General features: G+C 33.2%; 16 protein-coding genes. 3 read left to right on the top strand and 13 right to left on the bottom strand.

Annotated elements, in window-relative coordinates; translation table 11 throughout:
• Positions 1–10 precede the first annotated feature (10 nt).
• From CHHT_RS04400 to rplI, 12 genes are all read right to left on the bottom strand, one after another.
• Entirely contained in the window at positions 11–1,252 is a 1,242-nt protein-coding gene (locus tag CHHT_RS04400) for a type II secretion system F family protein (RefSeq protein WP_034961357.1), read from the bottom strand.
• Positions 1,249–2,988, bottom strand: coding sequence for a GspE/PulE family protein (locus tag CHHT_RS04405; protein WP_172506205.1), 1,740 nt, complete (start codon positions 2,986–2,988; stop codon positions 1,249–1,251). The genes CHHT_RS04400 and CHHT_RS04405 overlap by 4 nt, the downstream gene beginning before the upstream one ends.
• A gap of 62 nt (positions 2,989–3,050) precedes the next feature.
• Entirely contained in the window at positions 3,051–3,830 is a 780-nt protein-coding gene (locus tag CHHT_RS04410) for a CDC27 family protein (protein ID WP_034961354.1), read from the bottom strand.
• On the bottom strand, positions 3,823–4,647 hold the full coding sequence (locus CHHT_RS04415) for an ATP-binding protein (RefSeq protein WP_064019737.1): 825 nt from the start codon (positions 4,645–4,647) through the stop codon (positions 3,823–3,825). The genes CHHT_RS04410 and CHHT_RS04415 overlap by 8 nt, the downstream gene beginning before the upstream one ends.
• Positions 4,640–6,172: a pilus (MSHA type) biogenesis protein MshL gene (mshL, locus tag CHHT_RS04420; protein WP_034961352.1), complete on the bottom strand. Its 1,533-nt coding sequence runs from the start codon at positions 6,170–6,172 to the stop codon at positions 4,640–4,642. The genes CHHT_RS04415 and mshL overlap by 8 nt, the downstream gene beginning before the upstream one ends.
• Positions 6,150–6,557: a hypothetical protein gene (locus CHHT_RS04425; RefSeq protein WP_034961350.1), complete on the bottom strand. Its 408-nt coding sequence runs from the start codon at positions 6,555–6,557 to the stop codon at positions 6,150–6,152. Before CHHT_RS04425 ends, mshL begins: the two co-directional genes overlap by 23 nt.
• Positions 6,554–7,186 carry a hypothetical protein gene (locus tag CHHT_RS04430; protein WP_034961346.1) on the bottom strand — a complete coding sequence of 211 codons (633 nt, stop codon included), beginning with the start codon at positions 7,184–7,186 and terminating at the stop codon, positions 6,554–6,556. The genes CHHT_RS04425 and CHHT_RS04430 overlap by 4 nt, the downstream gene beginning before the upstream one ends.
• Positions 7,183–8,694 carry a hypothetical protein gene (locus tag CHHT_RS04435; RefSeq protein ID WP_034961344.1) on the bottom strand — a complete coding sequence of 504 codons (1,512 nt, stop codon included), beginning with the start codon at positions 8,692–8,694 and terminating at the stop codon, positions 7,183–7,185. Before CHHT_RS04435 ends, CHHT_RS04430 begins: the two co-directional genes overlap by 4 nt.
• A 55-nt stretch (positions 8,695–8,749) precedes the next feature.
• Complete coding sequence (gene era, locus CHHT_RS04440; RefSeq protein ID WP_034961342.1) at positions 8,750–9,619, bottom strand: GTPase Era; 870 nt, start codon at positions 9,617–9,619, stop codon at positions 8,750–8,752.
• Positions 9,616–10,938 carry an ATP-dependent protease ATPase subunit HslU gene (gene hslU / locus CHHT_RS04445; RefSeq protein ID WP_064019740.1) on the bottom strand — a complete coding sequence of 441 codons (1,323 nt, stop codon included), beginning with the start codon at positions 10,936–10,938 and terminating at the stop codon, positions 9,616–9,618. The genes era and hslU overlap by 4 nt, the downstream gene beginning before the upstream one ends.
• Positions 10,939–11,481, bottom strand: coding sequence for an ATP-dependent protease subunit HslV (gene hslV, locus CHHT_RS04450; RefSeq protein ID WP_059425460.1), 543 nt, complete (start codon positions 11,479–11,481; stop codon positions 10,939–10,941). It abuts the gene before it with no gap.
• Positions 11,481–11,924: a 50S ribosomal protein L9 gene (rplI, locus tag CHHT_RS04455; RefSeq protein WP_034961339.1), complete on the bottom strand. Its 444-nt coding sequence runs from the start codon at positions 11,922–11,924 to the stop codon at positions 11,481–11,483. Before rplI ends, hslV begins: the two co-directional genes overlap by 1 nt.
• 160 nt (positions 11,925–12,084) lie before the next feature.
• Between rplI and CHHT_RS04460 the strand changes: the two genes are divergently transcribed.
• A complete protein-coding gene (locus CHHT_RS04460; RefSeq protein WP_034961336.1) occupies positions 12,085–13,101 on the top strand; it encodes a bifunctional 3,4-dihydroxy-2-butanone 4-phosphate synthase/GTP cyclohydrolase II in 1,017 nt (338 codons plus the stop codon).
• Positions 13,102–13,163: 62 nt separating this feature from the next.
• Here the strand turns inward: CHHT_RS04460 and CHHT_RS04465 are convergent, their stop codons facing one another.
• The gene (locus tag CHHT_RS04465; protein ID WP_034961334.1) at positions 13,164–13,622 is read right to left on the bottom strand and encodes a methylated-DNA--[protein]-cysteine S-methyltransferase; all 459 of its coding nucleotides are present in this window, start codon (positions 13,620–13,622) and stop codon (positions 13,164–13,166) included.
• A 138-nt stretch (positions 13,623–13,760) separates the two neighbouring features.
• On the opposite strand from CHHT_RS04465, the gene CHHT_RS04470 reads away from it, so the two are divergent.
• Together CHHT_RS04470 and CHHT_RS04475 are read left to right on the top strand one after the other, a co-directional pair.
• A complete protein-coding gene (locus CHHT_RS04470; RefSeq protein ID WP_034961332.1) occupies positions 13,761–16,319 on the top strand; it encodes a bifunctional aconitate hydratase 2/2-methylisocitrate dehydratase in 2,559 nt (852 codons plus the stop codon).
• 135 nt (positions 16,320–16,454) lie between these two features.
• A complete protein-coding gene (locus CHHT_RS04475; RefSeq protein ID WP_197736254.1) occupies positions 16,455–17,909 on the top strand; it encodes a nicotinate phosphoribosyltransferase in 1,455 nt (484 codons plus the stop codon).
• Positions 17,910–18,200 lie beyond the last annotated feature (291 nt).

Raw genomic sequence — 18,200 nt, forward strand, 5'->3', positions numbered from 1 at the left:
TAAATTCGACTTATTTTACGGCGTTTGTCATATCCCACATAGGCATAAAAATACCAAGTCCTAAAAGTATGACCGCACACGCTATAAATACAAGTAGTATCGGCTCTACGTAGCTTGATATATTGTCTATGATATTGTCAAATTTATCTTTATAATAATCCGTAACTTTTTCTAGCATAGAGTCTAAACTACCACTTTTCTCCCCTGCGCTTATCATTTGTATAAGCATACTTTCATAAAGTTTTGTGTCTCTAAATGCCGAATTTAGTGAATTTCCTTGCTGGACGCTTATTTTTACGTTTGACATCTTATCTTTTATATATGAGTTTTGTATAGTTAAACATGCGTCATCTAAAGCATTTGCTACAGGGATACCAGCCTTAACTAGCTCGGAAAATACAAGATTAAATCTATGCATAGTCGCAAGATATATTATATCTCCTATTAGATAAACTTTTAGTAGATATTTATCAGATAAAAATTTAAAATCGCTATTTGATTTGTAAAATTTTTTGATAAGAAAAATCGAAACAATGATTCCGCCAAGTATATATAGCCCGAAATTGCTAAGGACGTATTCTATATTTAGTAAGATTATGGTAGGAAGCGGAAGCGTAGCATTTAGTTGCTCGAAAATTTCTCTAAATTTCGGCACTACTACGACCATAAGTAAAACAAAAGCTATGATTATGGCTACGATGACGGTGATAGGATATCTTATAGCTTTTTTGAATTTCTTTTGATTATCCCATACTTCTTGTAAAATATCAGCTAGCTTTTTGAGTGCTTCTGAGAGATTTCCGCCTTCTTCTCCAAGCCTGATCATGGCTATAAATATATGTCCGAGTTCGTATTCGTATTTTTTGAGCGACTCAGTTAGACTCATACCGGCGTTTAAGTCTATGCTTACGTTTTCAAATATGCCTCTAAGTTTTTTATCAGATGTACTAGAAACGGCTTCTTTTATACAGTCGTGTATGGAAATCCCTGCATTTGACATAACACTTATTTGTCTTACTAGGGCAACTAAATTTGGTATTTTTATTTTTGAATTTAAAAAGAATTTGGTTAGTTGTTCTTTGATCTGCTCTATTTGCACGTCAAGAGGTATGGAGCTTATCTCGTGAGCTTTTAAGATCAAACCGTTATTTTGTTCTTTTGCCAAATTTCTAGCTTGATTTAGACTATCTGCTTTTATGATGACTTTAGTCCGCTTAAAGTTTATCATCTGTTCTATTTCATAAATTTTCATGTTTTAGCTACTCTATACACTTCTTCTATCGTTGTTATACCGTTTGCAGCTCTTATGATACCATCATGAAACATATCTATAAAGCCTTCTTCTAAAGCTACTTTTTTTATATCTTCTTTTGACGAACCAGATGCTATCATTGATTGAATTTTATCACTTATAGGTAGTATCTCACTGATCATTTCTCTACCTAAAAATCCAGTTCCAGAGCACTGTTCGCAACCTACGCTTTTATAAAATTCATAGTTTTGTGGCAGATACTCTTTGATATCTTCAAGAACATTGCTTGGAAGAGTTATCTTTTGTTTGCAGTTTGGGCATAGTCTTCTAACTAGTCTTTGGGCTTCTATGCCTATAAGTGCACCGCTTACTAAATAACTTTCTATACCCATGTCTATTATACGGATTATAGCGGAAATAGCGTCATTTGTGTGCAAGGTAGAAAGGACTAAGTGTCCAGTAAGAGCTGCTTGGATAGCTATCCTAAGTGTTTCTTGATCTCTGATCTCGCCTATCATTATGATATCTGGATCCTGCCTTAAAATCGAACGCAAAGCCATAGCAAATGTCAAGCCGACTTTTTCATTGACGTGAACTTGCTGTATCATATTTAGTTGATATTCGACTGGATCTTCTACTGTTATGATCTTTTTTTCGATACTTTTTACGTCGTTCAAAGCTCCATAAAGCGTCGTAGTTTTACCGCTTCCAGTAGGTCCAGTGACTAGTATGATGCCATAAGGGGAGTGCATAGCATTTTTAAATTTAGCAAAGTTCTTCGGGTGCATTCCTAAATTTTCTAAGCTGATGATAACTTTTGATTTATCAAGTATCCTTAAAACTATACTTTCACCGTTTAAGATAGGTAGAGTTGAGATACGAAAGTCATACTCGCGTCCTAAAATTTGAGCCGAAAAACGTCCGTCTTGCGGTTTTCTACGCTCTGCTATGTCCATATTTGAAAGTAATTTTATACGGCTTACTAATGGCGGATATATATCTTTATCAAATATAAAACTCTCAGTTAGCATACCATCTATCCTACTTCTTACGATACAGTGGGTTTCTGATGGTTCTATATGGATATCGCTTGCTCTTGCTTCTATAGATGATTTTAGTATAGCTTCAATAAGCTTTAAGATGCCGCTGCTGTCGTTATCTGAGGCCGTATTATTTCCGATCTCTTTTCTTATATCTGATATCAGTCCATTTACGCTTTCGTTTAACTCGATTTTGCTCATATATTTATCTATTTGTGCCGGGTCGCATACTGCTATTTTTAGCAATTTTCTGTTAAAAAGGTAACTGACTCTATCTTGAGCTTCTATGTCAAATGGGTTTTTAAACGCTACATATACGTTTATTTCATCTTCTTTTATTGGTAGGGCGCCCATTTTTTTGAGTTGGGCTACTGGAAACTTTGAAGAGAGATTGTAATCTAAATTTGTATTTTCAAGATCGCAGTATGTAAATTTAAAATGTTTGGCTAAGTTTGTTAAAAATAAATTTGAATCCAGTATAAAATGTTCGGATACGTCTTTAAGATTTATTCTATCTCTTTTGTACAGATCAAATAAAGCTAGTAAAAAATCTTCATTTGTTATATAGTTGTTATTTACAAGCGTATTTTTTATGCCGTTTTCTATGATCTGTCCTTCAAGCTCAAGAGCCAAAGAGCTATCTAGTTTTTTATCTTTTACTAATGAAAGTAAAACTTGTTTATCTATGGAATTCATCATATCTTTTTTTGGTTTTTGATAAAATTCCGGTCCGGATATCAATTCTTCTTTTTCGCTCATTACAAAGTACCCATTTTTATCTGTGTAAGCAGCGCGTCGATACTTTTTGACGGTTGCTTTTTGTTTATAGTATTTAAAACATTTATAGCATCATCTTTTTTGCCTGTTTTGTATTTTGATTTGGCAAATATGATCCAGCCCTCAACCCTGTCTTTGTCCATATTATTTACCGTAAAAGCCCATTTCATAGCATTTTTATAGTCTTGTTCTTCGTAATACTCCTGTGCTATAGAAATAGCAAATTTAATGTCATTCGTAGATTCAAATTTCTTTTTTAAAGACGCTATAGATAGCTTCACTTCTTTTGATTCTATAAAAATCTTGTTTTGATTTTCTTTTTTTACTTCGCTTTGGTTAACATTAAACTCTTCTATGACTGTCGGTTTTAGTATCTGGCTTATGGGTTCTAGTTCCGTATTTTGGATATTTTGTTTATTTTGGACGATAAGCATCGGAGTGAGATTTTCTTTAGTTATCTGCTTATCTGTAGCTAAAGTCGCTTGCTCTTCTGTTTTGTTTTTATCGGCTTCAAGTTTTAGCTTAGCTTGCTTAGCTTTTTGTTTTAATTCATCAATTTGTTTTTTCAAATTTAAATCTACTATTTCTTGTTTTTTGATAGCTTTTTGTTCGGAATGTTTGAATATTTCATAGCTTACAAATATAGCAGATAAAACAGATATTAAGATCAAAAAATACAATACTTGTTTTTTTCTATTTCTTTTATCATTAAAATCTTGCCATTTTCTTTCTAATTCTAGAATTTCGTAAGCGTCAAGCATCTAATAACTCCGAGCTGATCGCCGCCATCTCTACGATCTGTGCTTTTAGATATTTTGAGTTGATGAAAGAAGGTCTGTTTTCTTCATAATGTTCATATATCTCATACATTTTGTATAAAAGTTTATTTAGTGTTCTAAGGTTTCCATTTGTTAATTTATGTATGAGTTTTATATGAGATGGCTTATACATAGAAAAAAAGCTATGTTCGTTGTGATATAGTAGCTTTTTTTCTATGTATAGTCCTACTTCATCATCAACCAAATTCAAGAGTTCTATGCTTTCCCAAATTCTTGTTCTAAAGTAGTCTTTTGCAAGTACGTCTTCGCTTCCAGTTTTATGCACTGTAAAAAGTATCTTAAAATGCCTTGTGTCTGCCAAAAGGCGTATTTTTTCTATTAGAAAATCTGGATACAATTGAGCCTCATCCAATAAAAGAATGATTTGCTTTTTTAAAATATTTTCTTCTTGATCGATGCTCTTTTTATACGTATCTATAAATTTTTCGTAAGTATTTAAATCTTCAAATTCTTGTTTGAAAATTTGAGTGCAAAGAGCGTGTATAAAATCTTTTTCATTAAAAAATGGCTGAGGAAAAAATATAACGTCTTGCTTTGATCTTAGATCATTATATATTTTGTTTAACAAAAAGGTTTTTCCAGAGCCTGGCTTTCCATAAAATAGTATTAGTTTTAGCGGTTTTTTGAGTGCGCTTAAAATTTTATGATAAGTCAAAGTCGATTTGTCTAAATTTATATAGTCAAATACGCCATTGTCTTCTGAAAAAATATCTTTTATCTTTGTATATCTGTTATTCATAAATCGACTCTGAAAATCCTAAATCTTTTAAAGAGCTTTTTATTGTATTTGGATTTTCTATATCTACGACTTTTGGTGTGATGATAAATATAAGCTCAGTAGTTTCCACTGTGTCTTTTGTACTTTTAAATAAATTTCCAAGTACTGGTATATCGCCAAGGACAGGGACGCTGGTGTTATTTTTACCTTTTGTTTCGCCTATAAGACCACCAAGTATGATAGTATCTCCGCTACTTACTTGAACTACTGTTGAGAGCTTCTTTTGAAGAGTATCTGGAGCTATCTCTCTTATGGTTGCTTGTTTTTGGTTGTCTTCACTGTATTTAAAACTACTTAAACTAGGATTTATCCTAAGCATTATCTTACCATCATCGCTAACTTCTGGTAGTAAATTTAGAAGTATGCCTATAAAGATAGAATACTGCGTAAATGTAGTGCTAGTAACAGCACTTGTAGTGTTGTTATTTGTAGTATCTTCTTGAACTCTATAGTTTATATTATCGCCTACTGTTATCAAAGCTTGTTGGTTGTTCATAGTCATAATCTTTGGGCTTGAAACGACTTTAGTTCTACCGTTTGTTTCTAAGAAATTTAAGACGCCATCCATACTTAAATTTACTCCGCCGCCAAGAACAAATCCACCTGTGATATTTCTAAGGCTTTGAGCGGGATTATCCTTTGTACCAGTACCAAATTGTATGCTAGAAGGTGTTTTGTTTGTCGTATCATTATTTAAGTAGCTATTAAATCCAAGCTCAAATTTAGACCAGTCTATGCCTTTTGTGTATTGATTTTTCAAATCTACTGCTATGATAGAAACATCTATCATAACTTGTTTTTTTAGTCTTTGTTCTAAGTGTTCGATGTATTTTTCAATACGTTTTAGCTGTGAGCTTGTCCCTGTAACTGTAACTAAGCCGGCATTTGTGTTGATGATTGGATCTGGCGCTACGATACTTTCGCTACCATTGTTTAATACGGCTTTTAGTTCATTGTTCAAATTTTGCCAAAAATCGAATTTTTCAGTTGTTTTTATGAGATTATCACCTTTATTGTCCGATTCGTTTTGGGTTGAAGAGGTATTGTTTGTACCTATCTCCACTGGTGAAGAATCAACAGAAGCTTTTGTAACAGCCGTTCCTTCTCTGATAGACGTGATATAGTCTATCTTAAACATCTTTGTTTGGAATGATGATACCTTTAAAATATCTCTTTGAAACTCATAATTTAGATTTTTCTCAGAAAGCAAGATGTCAAAAATTTCATTTAATGTCATATCTTTTATGTTTATACCAGATATCTGACTATTTAGAACCGATCTAGCGTGTTCATCACTTTGAATAATGCTAAAATGGCAACTATCAGATAGTTGATTTAGAATTTCATTTGTTGTTACGGAGTCGCTTATCTTTATATTAAAAACTCTATTTTGACAGTTTTGAGCTACAAGCGCTGATTCAAGTATAAAAATAGATAAAAATGATAAAATAAATTTGATTTTTTTATTTGTAGATAATAGAAACATTTTGATTACCTTTTATGATATTGAGCTCCAAAAGCTCTGCTTGATTTTTTAGCACAACACTACTTTTTTTGATTTTATATATATCATATTGATCTATTTTATCATTTAGCTTGTACCATACGTTGTTTATTTTTACTTTATTGTTGAAGATGGCGTAAAGACGATATTTAGGTGCTGTTTGATTGCTGTCTGGACTCGCTTGTGAAGAGCTACTTGCTTGTTCGGATTTGAAAAATGGATTTGTTATGTTTTCAATCTCTTTTTGAGTAAGACCGGTTCTAGCTTCTGTTAGATTTTTTAGTATATTTTGATATCTTTCTACGCCGTTATCTGCACAAAAGCCTAAACTCACAGTCGCTAATGCTAAAAATATATATTTTATCATTGATATTTTATCCCCCAAGTAGAGATATCCATACTTCCTGTTATGCTTAAACCAGAAGCATTTAAGTCTATATTATCTATGTCTATAACCAAATTTAGCTCTTCTAAAGAATTTACATATTTTAAGAGATTTGTAAAGCCTGAGCTAAAAGTAATCCTAAAATCATATATCTTATCCATAGTAAATAACTGCAAGAGCGGTTTTGTATTGTTCGTGATATTTGTGATATTTATACTATTTTGTTCGGCTTGTTTTGATATGTAATTCAAAAATGAGTTTTGATCATTTGTATCAAAAAAAGACGTTGATAGCTTTTTTAATTCTGTATTTAAAAAATTATTATTTGCTTTTAAAGCTTTTAGTTGAACCAGGCTATTTTCTAACTCTTTTTGTTTTTTAGATATCACTTCGTCAAGATATTTTGGGGTAGGTAGTTCCATGTATGATTTTTCTAAATTTTCTTTATTTATGATGTTTTGTCTGCGGTACTCATCAGAAATATCATACAATGACATATAAGCCACATAGCATATGATAAAAAATGTAGCTATAAAGATCAGCTTGATCTCGCTTGGTTTTTTATTTGCAAAATAGCCGTCGAGTTTTAATATGAGTTCTTCTATATTCACTGTTTTATCTCCACGGTAATATTGCTCTCATAGCCTAAATTTGGATTGCTTAAAAGAAAGATTTCTTTAGTTCTTATCTTGTATATTTTTGAGCGTTCTAGATCTTGCATAAACTGAGTTATCTGTTTGTCACTGCTGCTATTTACAGATAGTGAGATATTTCTATCTTTTATAGATAATTCTCTTATTTTGATATCCATATCTTTTGTGTATCCAGCTATATCATATATCGCAACGCCTTTCATAGGATAATTAACTTTTTTATTGTAAATTTGGCTCAATAAATTCTTTTTTAAATTTAGATTTTTATCGTTTAAGTATATATTTTTTTTTGTGGCTTGTATGTCTAAATTTATCTGATCTAGCTTTGTTTGTAAGACTTGTATTTCGGATTTTCTATCGTTTATCTTCTCTTGTTCGTAGCTTGCTTGTATATTTACGCAATACCCGTATAAAAATTGATAACAAGGATACGCTAAACTAGCTACTAAACTAGCGCAAACTATGCTTAAAAATATTCCTCCATTTCTTTTATAAAAAGCAGGCGGTCTTAAGAAATTTGAAAAGTTTATACTTTGTAGATCACCTTTTATACAATTCATAGCATACAGCGTCATAAACGTATGAAGATAGCTATGATCAAGTTCTTTATTTTTTAAATTTATATTAAAATCAAAAGCTTGTGTTTTTATGAGAATTCTGTCTTGGACGAACTTATCTAAACCGTCTATATTTCCTAGGTCGCTGCTGATGTATATATTATTTACAGATAAGTTGGAGAAGTTTTGTATACTGCTTATGATGTCTGAGACATAATAAAACGCATCGTCTAAAATTTGGCTTAGATATCCTGCGTCTTCTAAATTTAAACCGTTTATTCTCAGTTGCTTTGCAAAATCCTCATAGCTTAGTTTATTTCCGCTTAACTCGCAAAGTCTTGTGTTTATAGCGCCAAGAGAATACCTAGAAAGGGATTTTGATTGTAAATATTCTCCGTATTTATATACTACTAAAAATGCATCGTCTTCTTGCAAGTATATAAAACAATCAACTCCGTCTTTTCTTAAAATATTATTTTTATAAAGAACTTGCATAAGCAAAGGAGCTGCGGTGATGCAATCTATGTATTTTATATTTTGAAGTATCTCTTTGTAATTTTCATATATAGCTTGAGTATTTGCTATAAAAGTGTCATAAATGGTAGTGGAGTCTTCTTGCTTTATATAATTGATCTTATATTCAAAGTTTTGATCTAGCGCAAGCTCTTCGTATGCTTTTTGTGTTATAACGCCTTCTATCTCTTCTGGCGATGTTGGAGTATAGCCTGCTAAAGAGACGTCGATAGGCGCTATGATGAGATCTTTATGTTTTATGTACGATATAAAATATCCGTCGTTTTTCTGAATATTCGATAAGCTTTTTAGACTTAGTCCGATATTTTGGCTAAAGCTGTAAGCGCTTTGCCTTGATTGATCGATAGATATAATGCATTGTTTTTTTGCTTTCAAATATTAACTCTATTTCTTAAAATTTTATGTATTATAACAAAAAGCTTATAAAAAGTCAATACAAAAATTGTTCTCTAATCCTTTGCTCATCGCTATTCCAGTTCTTATCTATCTCTACGTTTAAGCTTAAAAATACTTTATTTTGCAACAGTGTATTTATTGTTTTTCTAGCAGTTATTCCTATCCTTTTTATCGTTTGACCATTTTTCCCTATCAATATGCTTTTATGATGACGATTATCTGTGATGATAGTAGCGTAAATTTCGGTAATATCCTGTTTTTCGACTACTTTTTTTATACTGACGTCACTAGAATACGGAATTTCGTCGCTAACACATTCGTAGATCGCTTCTAATATAAAATCTCTAAATATATCTTTTTGATTTGTCGTAGTGATATACTGTGGATCATAAAAGTATTCGTGTTCTGGTAGGTATTTGCAAATTTCATCTAAAAGTATCTTTTTATATGCTTGTTTTTTTATGCTTGTTGGAATAACTGCTTTAAAATGATCTGCGTATTTTTGATATTCGTTTAACTTTGTAAATATCTGCTTATCGTTTGCTTCGTCGATCTTTGTAAGAGCTATGATATGAGGAACGTCTCTTTTTAGACTTAAAAACTTTTCGTAATCGCTTAGATTATCAAAAATGGTCGCCACGAAAAGTAGCAGATCACAATCTCCTATGGATTTTATAGCAGCTTCAACCATGAGTTTGTTCATGGTTTTAGCACTTTCATGAAGTCCTGGAGTATCAACAAAAATGGCTTGATTTTCTCCGTGCATTACGACTCCGTTTATCTTCCTTCTAGTCGCGTTTTGCTTGTGTGATACAAGTGAAATTTTCTCATTTAAAAGATAGTTTAAAAGACTGCTTTTTCCAGCATTAGTACGTCCTATGATGCTTATAAAACCGCTTTTCATAATATATACTTTGCTAGATCTTGATCACTACATACAAAATCTAATTTTTCACGCACTAGCTCTTTTGTTATGGTTATTTTTTGACCTTTGTATTCGTCTGCTTTAAAACTTATATCTTCAAGTACGCGTTCTATCACTGTATGAAGTCTTCTAGCTCCGATGTCTTCGACGTTTTGATTTGCATTTTGAGTGATTTTTGCTATCTCTTTTATGCTCTCATCATCAAATTCAAGCTTCACATCTTCAGTTTTTAGTAGTGCTTTATACTGTTTAAGAAGCGAATTTTTAGGTTTTGTAAGTATTTGCACAAGTGCATTTTCATCAAGGCTATCTAAATTTACTCTAAGCGGAAATCTTCCTTGAAGTTCTGGTATGAGATCGCTTGGTTTGCTTATATGAAATGCTCCTGCTGCGATAAATAAGATATGATCTGTTTTTATACTACCAAATTTAGTAGTCACGCTCGATCCCTCAACGATAGGAAGTAGATCTCTTTGCACACCTTCTTTGCTTGGATCTTGACGGCTTGAATTGCTACTAGAAACTGCAACTTTGTCTATCTCATCGATAAAAATGATACCTTCATTTTCGGCTCTTCTTAATGCTTCAATCTTTATACTATCCATATCTAAGATTTTTTCGCTAGCTTCTGTTTTTAGCGCTTCTTTAGCATCTTTTACTTTAAATTCTTTTTTTACTTTTTTACTTGCTATACCTATGACTTTTATAAAACTTTCTTGCATAGCTGCCATATCTGGTGGCATATTTGAGCCTGTCTCAAAAGTAGCTTGATCTATGTCTAGTTCTATATTTAGATGATCTAGTTCGCCTTTTTTAAGCTTGTCTTTCATTTTTTCATAGCTAGCTTCATAATCTTTTAATTTATCTTCACTAGCACCTTTTGGAAGTGGTGGAAGAAGCTTTTCTAAGATCTTTTTTTCTATATATTCATCTATCTTAGAACTATTTTTCTCTCGTTCTTCTTTTTTAACTAAATTTAAACTTGCCATAGCAAGATCTCGCACCATAGATTCAACATCACGTCCGACGAAGCCGACTTCAGTATATTTGCTAGCTTCGACTTTTATAAAAGGCAAACCGAACATTTTAGAAAGTCTTCTTGCAATCTCGGTTTTTCCAACTCCAGTTGATCCTATCATAAGTATATTTTTTGGTATTATATCTTCTTGCTCTTCTTTGTTTAGTTTAAGACGGCGATATCTATTTCTAAGGGCTATGGCTATGACTTTTTTTGCATCATCTTGACCGATGACGTAATCGTCTAAAAATTTTACTATCTCTTTTGGTGTTAAATTCATCTATTTTTCATCCCATAATGCGTAAGTTTTTATATTTGTATTTGTATATATACAGATTTCTCCTGCTATTTTTAAACTCTCTTTTACTAGCTCTTCCTCATTCATATCTGCAAATTTATCTAAAGCTCTAGCTGCTGATAAGGCGTAGTTCCCACCACTTCCTATGGCTGCTATCTTACCATCTTCTGGCTCTACCACATCCCCGGTACCACTTAGTAAAAATATATGCTCTCTATTTAAAACAAGCATCATAGCTTCAAGTTTTCGTAAAACTTTATCTTTTCTCCACTCTTTGCTAAATTCTATAACGGCTTTTAAAACATCACCTTTTGCGCCTTCTAAAATCCTCTCAAACATATCAAATAAGTTGAAAGCATCTGCTGTACTCCCTGCAAATCCTGCTAAAACTTTTCCTCCGTATAATTTTCTGATTTTTACAGCATTGCCTTTTAAAACAGTATTTCCAAAACTGACTTGCCCATCACCGCCGATAATAGAGCCGTTTTTTCCCTTATAAGCTAAAATCGTAGTAGCGTGGAACATTACTCGCCTACCACTTCTAGGCTAAATTTGGCTGTGATAGAGTTGCCTAATTTAACCAAGATATCATAAATTCCGGTAGCTTTTATATGGTCGCATTCGATAGCTTTTTTATCTATATCATAACCTTTTTGGGATTTGAGTGCGTTTGCTATCTCATCTTTTGTCACGCTTCCAAACAGTGCTCCGTTTGCTCCAAGTTTTGATTTTATAGTGATTTTAACGTTTTTTAGTTCATCTTTTAGTTTATTTGATTGAGCGATTTCATACTCTTTTAGTTCTGCTTCTTTGCGTTTTGCGGCTTCAAATTGTTTTAAGACAGCGTCGGTAGCTGCTTTGGCAAGTCCTTTACCTATCAAAAAGTTATTTCCGTAGCCGTCTTTTACTTCTTTTATCTCACCGGCTTTTCCTAGTCCTTTTACGTCTTTTATCAATAATACTCTCATTGTTTTTTCTCCCGAATTTTTTGAATTTAAATGGATTGTAACATAAAAAATTTAACACATTAGTAAAATGCGTAATTCAGACATAAAAAATCTAAATTATTTATTTAGTATTTTAAATGTTGGCTTATAATTTGGCAAAAATAAGAAAAAAGGTGATTTTATGGCTTTTGAAAAAGTTTTACAGGCGATAGATGATATAAAAAACGGAAAAATGGTTGTAATGGTTGATGATGAAGATAGAGAAAACGAAGGCGATATAGTTTACGCTGCGTGTTTTAGCGACATAGAAAAAGTAAATTTTATGATAAGTCACGCAAAAGGAGTACTATGTACACCTGTGACTAAAGAGTTGGCGGATAAATTTGAGCTAGTTCCTATGGTAAGCTCAAATACAAGTTGCCATGAAACTGCATTTACAGTCAGTATAGACGCCAAACAAGCAGCCACCGGAGTAAGCGCCTATGAGCGTGATATGACGATAAAAATGCTCGTTGATTATAATACCAAAAGCGAAGATTTTGTACGTCCGGGTCACATCTTTCCTCTTATTGCTAAAAAAGGTGGTGTTTTGGAGCGTACAGGACATACCGAAGGAAGCATAGATCTATGTAAATTAGCTGGACTTGCTCCAGTTTCAGTTATATGTGAAGTCGTAAATGACGATGGGACTATGGCAAGACGTGATGATTTAGAGGTTTTTTGTAAAAAATTTGGTTTAAATATGGTAAGCGTTTCTGATATCATAGAGTACCGTTTGCATCATGAAAAACTTATAAATGTAAGCGAGTTTGCAGATGGAAGTGTGGCTGGTTTTAAGGCTAAAAAATACGAGATCATTGATCATTTAGACAACAAACATGTCGCCTTTGTCTTTGGAGATATCAAAGAAAAAACAAACGTCAAATTTCATAAGATTAGAACAGATATCGAACTTCTTAGCTCTGCAAAATACTGCGAGTTTATCTCTCATCTTGAACTGCTTAGTAAAGAGGGTGGAATTCTGATCTTCTTAGACGGCGAAGATTGCAATTCAAATTTATTTAAAAATTACGGTGTAGGAGCTCAGATCCTAAAGCATTTTGGTGCTAAAGATATAGAAATACTTAGCTCTAGCGAATATAAAGAGTTTGTTGCTATCAAAGGCTTTGGGTTAAATATTTTAGGATATAAAAACTGAAGTTTATAATAGTTTTGCCCTTGTAATTTGGGCAAAACTTGAAAATTATTTTTATTTAGATTTTATAAATACACTTTTTCTAAATTTAGTAGAGATTTTTTTGTTTCAAGTCCATTTCCACCGCTATATCCTCCTAAATTTGTCACTGAGACTACTCTATGACAAGGTACTATGATAGGAATTTTATTTTTTCCATTAGCATTTCCCACGGCGCGGGCTGCTTTTGGTAAACCTAAATTTATAGCTATATCCTTATAAGTTGCAGTTTTACCGTATGGAATTTTAAGTAAGGCTTTATAAACTTTTTGTTCAAATTCCGTTCCACTTAGTTTGATTTTCGTCTTAAATGTCTTAAGCTTTCCTTGAAAATATAAATTTAGTTCATCTACACATAGTTTTAAGTTCTCATTTGTTATGCTTGTATCTATAAACTCATCACAAAAATCCAACCGAATTATTTTTCCGTCATCATCTGTTATTTTTAAGTTTCCGATAGGGGACTTTATGTAAGCCGTTTCCAAAATTTATCCTTTATTTGTGAAGATTATTCACACTTTTCTTTAAGCAATTATAAAATATCAAATTTAAGTTTATTTTTTCTTTTTTAGTTTTGTTAATTATGATAGAATTATAATAAAAATTTTATTAAAGGAAAAATTATGGGCTTTTTTGATGATTATAATAAGGCTAAAGAAGAGCGTTTAAAACTTGGTATCCCGCCACTTCCACTTAGCAAAGAACAAACAGTACAAGTGTGCGAGTTGTTAAAAACCTGTGCAACTAAAGAACTTGTTGATTTACTAGCAAATCGTGTAAATCCTGGAGTTGATGACGCCGCGAAAGTAAAAGCCGAGTTTTTAAATGAGATTATAAATCATAATCTAAAATGTGATTTGATCGATAAATTTACGGCTATAAAAATGCTTGAACCTATGCTTGGCGGATATAGCGTGATCGTACTTGTAGCAAGCCTTCATAATAGCGACGAGAGCATTCAAAAAGCAGCAGCAGATGTACTAAAAAACACTATTTTTGTACATGATTATTTCAACGATGTAGCAAAACTTGCAAAAGATGGTAATAAATATGCTAAATCTGTTCTTGAGAGCTGGGCAAATGCTGAATGGTTCAAAGCCAGAGCAGACATTCCAGAAAAGATCGAAGCAGTTGTTTTTAAAGTAGCAGGAGAGACAAACACCGATGATCTAAGTCCTGCAAGTGAAGCATTCAGTCGCTCAGACATACCTTTACATGCAAACGCAATGCTAGTTAAACGTCAACCAGGAAGCTTAGAAAAAATCGCCGAGCTTAAAAAGAGTGGCTTAGAAGTCATATATGTAGGCGACGTAGTAGGAACTGGAAGTTCAAGAAAAAGCGGTATAAACTCAATCCAATGGCATTTAGGTCATGAGATCGATGGTATACCAAACAAAAAAACAGGCGGTGTTATACTTGGATCGATCATAGCTCCTATTTTCTTTAACACTGCTGAAGATAGCGGTGCTTTACCTATCGTAGTAAATGTAGATGGCCTAGAAATGGGCGATAAGATAGAAATTTATCCATATAAAGGTGAGATAGTAAAAGATGGAAAAGTTATAAAAACTTTTAAACTTGAGCCAAACACATTAAAAGACGAAGTAAAAGCGGGCGGTAGAATTCCACTTATCATCGCTAGAAGTCTTTGTTCTAAAGCTAGAGCGGAGCTTGGCTTGGGAGATGAGGATATATTTATAAAACCGTCTCAACCAACAAGTAAAGATAACTCAGGTTATACTTTGGCTCAAAAAATGGTAGGTCGCGCTTGCGGAGTTGAGGGTGTAAGAGCAGGGATGTATGTAGAGCCTATGACTTTAACAGTCGGTTCTCAAGACACGACTGGACCGATGACAAGAGATGAGATAAAAGAGCTTGCGAGTCTTGGATTTTCTGCTGATTTCGTTTTGCAAAGTTTTTGCCATACTGCAGCTTACCCAAAACCAACAGATGCTTTGATGCACAAAACTTTACCTGATTTTATGATGAGTCGCGGTGGTGTGAGCTTAAAACCTGGTGATGGCGTTATCCACTCATGGCTAAACAGAATGGTCTTACCTGACACCGTAGGAACAGGTGGTGACTCTCATACTCGTTTTCCTATCGGCATAAGTTTCCCTGCTGGTAGTGGTTTGGTTGCGTTTGCGGCTGTTCTTGGCTCAATGCCTCTAAATATGCCTGAGTCTGTTTTGGTAAGATTTAAAGGTAAAATGCAACCAGGTATCACTTTAAGAGACCTTGTAAATGCGATACCTTACTACGCTATCAAAAAAGGTCTTTTAACAGTCGAAAAAAAAGGTAAAATAAACGTATTTGCCGGTAAAATTTTAGAAATAGAAGGTTTACCTGATCTAAAAGTAGAGCAAGCATTTGAGCTAAGCGATGCAAGTGCTGAAAGAAGTGCCGCAGCTTGCGTCGTGGCACTAAATAAAGAGCCTGTCATCGAATACCTAAACTCAAACGTGACTTTGATAGACGCAATGATAGAAGCCGGATACGGTGATGAGCAAACGCTAGCTAGAAGAAGAGATAAGATGAAAAAATGGCTTGAAAATCCTACTCTTTTAGAGGCTGATAAAGATGCAAAATATCATACTGTTATCGAGATAGATATGAATGATATAAAAGAGCCTATCCTTGCTTGCCCAAATGACCCAGATGATGTAGCTACGCTAAGCGAGATTTTAGCTGATCCAAAACGCCCTAAAAATATAGATGAAGTTTTCGTGGGTAGTTGTATGACAAATATCGGTCACTACAGAGCCTTAGCAGAAGTGCTAAAAGGCGAAGGACAAGTTCCAACTCGTCTTTGGATAGCACCACCTACAAAAATGGATGAAAAACAGTTAAGAGTAGAGGGTAAATACTCATTATTTGGCGCGGCAGGAGCTAGAACAGAAGTCCCTGGATGCTCACTATGTATGGGCAACCAAGCTAGAGTAGCCGATAATGCGATAGTATTTTCAACCTCTACTAGAAACTTTGATAACCGTATGGGTATGGGAGCTCAAGTTTATCTGGGTTCTGCCGAGCTTGCGGCGGTTTGTGCGATGCTAGGTAGACTTCCTAGCGTAGAAGAATATATGAAGATAGTTCCTGCAAAACTTGCTGGAAAAGAAGATGAAATTTATAAATATTTAAATTTCAATCTAGTTCCAAACTTCAAACTAGAGTGTTTCTAAAAATATTTAAGTCTTAAATTTAAATCCGCTTTTTGGCGGATTTACTTCTATATTTCATTATTTAAATATACTTTAAAAATATTTGATATACAATCTTGAACAAATTTAAGTACTAATATTCATAAAAGGTGTATTTTGGATAAATTTGAACACTTTAACGTTAATGCTTTATTTACTGATTTTTACGAACTTACAATGGCTCAAGGTTACTATAAAGAAAATATCAATCACAAAGTTGTATTTGATATGTTTTTTAGAAAAAGTCCATTTAATGGTGGTTTTGCTATTTTTGCCGGAGCCCACACTTTACTTGACATCATCAGCGAGTTTAAATTTAAAAGCGAAGATATAGATTTTTTAAGATCTCAGATGATATTTGATGATGATTTTTTAGACTATTTGAGAGATTTTAAATTTGGCGGCGATATCTATATGGCAGATGAGGGTAGTGTTGTCTTCCCTGATGAGCCGTTGCTTAGAATACATGCAAATCTCATAGAAGCTCAGATCATAGAAGGTATAGTCTTAAACACGCTAAATTTCCAAAGCCTTATAGCTACTAAAACAGCTAGAATTTGGCTTGCGGCAAAAGGTGCACCTATAATGGAATTTGGGCTTAGAAGAGCTCAGGGATTTGACGGGGCTATGAGCGCTTCAAGAGCCGCTTATATAGGTGGCTCAGCAGGCACTTCAAATACTTTGGCTAGTAAGATTTATGGTATTCCTACTATGGGAACCATGGCGCATTCTTGGGTTATGTCTTTTTCTAGCGAACTTGAAGCTTTTAGAGCTTATGCAAAGATTTATCCTCAAAACTCTGTTTTTTTGATAGATACTTATGACACTCTAAGATCAGGCATCAAAAACGCTATCATAGTAGGTGGAGAGCTTGTTAAAAAAGGTTATAATTTTGGCGTAAGGCTGGATTCTGGGGATATCTCATATCTAGCAAAGGAAGTACGCAGAGAATTAGACAAAGCTGGATTCTTCGGTGCTAAGATATCTGTATCAAACGAACTCACAGAAGAGATCATCAGTACTCTCGTAGCTAGTAATGTTCCTATTGATAGTTGGGGCGTTGGTACCCATATGGTTACTGGTGGCAGCGAGTCTTCATTTGCTGGAGTATATAAATTATGTGCAAAAAGCGATGAGACAAACTGCATAAAACCTACTATGAAATTTAGTGATAATCCATTTAAAATGACAAATCCAGGCGTAAAAAATGTGTATAGACTATATGATGAAAATGATATGGCTATAGCCGATATTTTGACTTTAGTCTCTGAGATCATAGAGCCAAATATCCAGTATAGATTTTATCATCCAATGATGGATTATAGGCAGTTTTCTTGCAAACCTGCAAAAGTAGAACCATTGTTAAAACAGTGTTTTTCAAATGGTAAGCGTGTCACTCCAAGACTTAGTGATAAGTGTGTACTTATCCAGAGCCGCACGACTATGCAAACAGGGCTTGCTAGTTTAGATGAGTCATATAAAAGACTGTTGAATCCTCATATTTATAAAGTGTCTTTATCTCAAAATCTTAGAAATCTTAAAGCTAAATTTATAGAAGAAAATATCAGATAAATTCTAGTTTTAGTTTGATAAATTGTCAAAATTATTTGAATTATAATAAAAATTGTGTAAATTTTATTGTTTTATTTAACGTTGATTTTAAATTTGCTACACTTTGAGCTTCTTAATCAAGGATAAAAATGCAATATAAAATGAAAATACACTAGCTAAATCAAGACGGAATAAATCAAATTTTATGTATTGGCGATGCGTGAAGTTTTCTAAATTCCTAAATCAAAATATTTTAAAAACTTTGCAAAAGATAGTTATTTTGATATAAACTTATGTTTTATTTGTTAAAAA

It is taken from the genome of Campylobacter hyointestinalis subsp. hyointestinalis, from assembly GCF_013372145.1.
Classification (GTDB): domain Bacteria; phylum Campylobacterota; class Campylobacteria; order Campylobacterales; family Campylobacteraceae; genus Campylobacter; species Campylobacter hyointestinalis.

Coding starts and splice junctions, on each gene's coding strand:
- CHHT_RS04470 (WP_034961332.1), top strand. CDS start 13,761: ATGGGCTTTTTTGATGATTATAATAAGGCTAAAGAAGAGCGTTTAAAA.
- era (WP_034961342.1), bottom strand. CDS start 9,619: ATGAAAAGCGGTTTTATAAGCATCATAGGACGTACTAATGCTGGAAAA.
- CHHT_RS04405 (WP_172506205.1), bottom strand. CDS start 2,988: ATGAATTCCATAGATAAACAAGTTTTACTTTCATTAGTAAAAGATAAA.
- CHHT_RS04415 (WP_064019737.1), bottom strand. CDS start 4,647: ATGAATAACAGATATACAAAGATAAAAGATATTTTTTCAGAAGACAAT.
- CHHT_RS04410 (WP_034961354.1), bottom strand. CDS start 3,830: ATGCTTGACGCTTACGAAATTCTAGAATTAGAAAGAAAATGGCAAGAT.
- mshL (WP_034961352.1), bottom strand. CDS start 6,172: ATGTTTCTATTATCTACAAATAAAAAAATCAAATTTATTTTATCATTT.
- CHHT_RS04400 (WP_034961357.1), bottom strand. CDS start 1,252: ATGAAAATTTATGAAATAGAACAGATGATAAACTTTAAGCGGACTAAA.
- hslU (WP_064019740.1), bottom strand. CDS start 10,938: ATGAATTTAACACCAAAAGAGATAGTAAAATTTTTAGACGATTACGTC.
- CHHT_RS04425 (WP_034961350.1), bottom strand. CDS start 6,557: ATGATAAAATATATATTTTTAGCATTAGCGACTGTGAGTTTAGGCTTT.
- hslV (WP_059425460.1), bottom strand. CDS start 11,481: ATGTTCCACGCTACTACGATTTTAGCTTATAAGGGAAAAAACGGCTCT.
- rplI (WP_034961339.1), bottom strand. CDS start 11,924: ATGAGAGTATTATTGATAAAAGACGTAAAAGGACTAGGAAAAGCCGGT.
- CHHT_RS04460 (WP_034961336.1), top strand. CDS start 12,085: ATGGCTTTTGAAAAAGTTTTACAGGCGATAGATGATATAAAAAACGGA.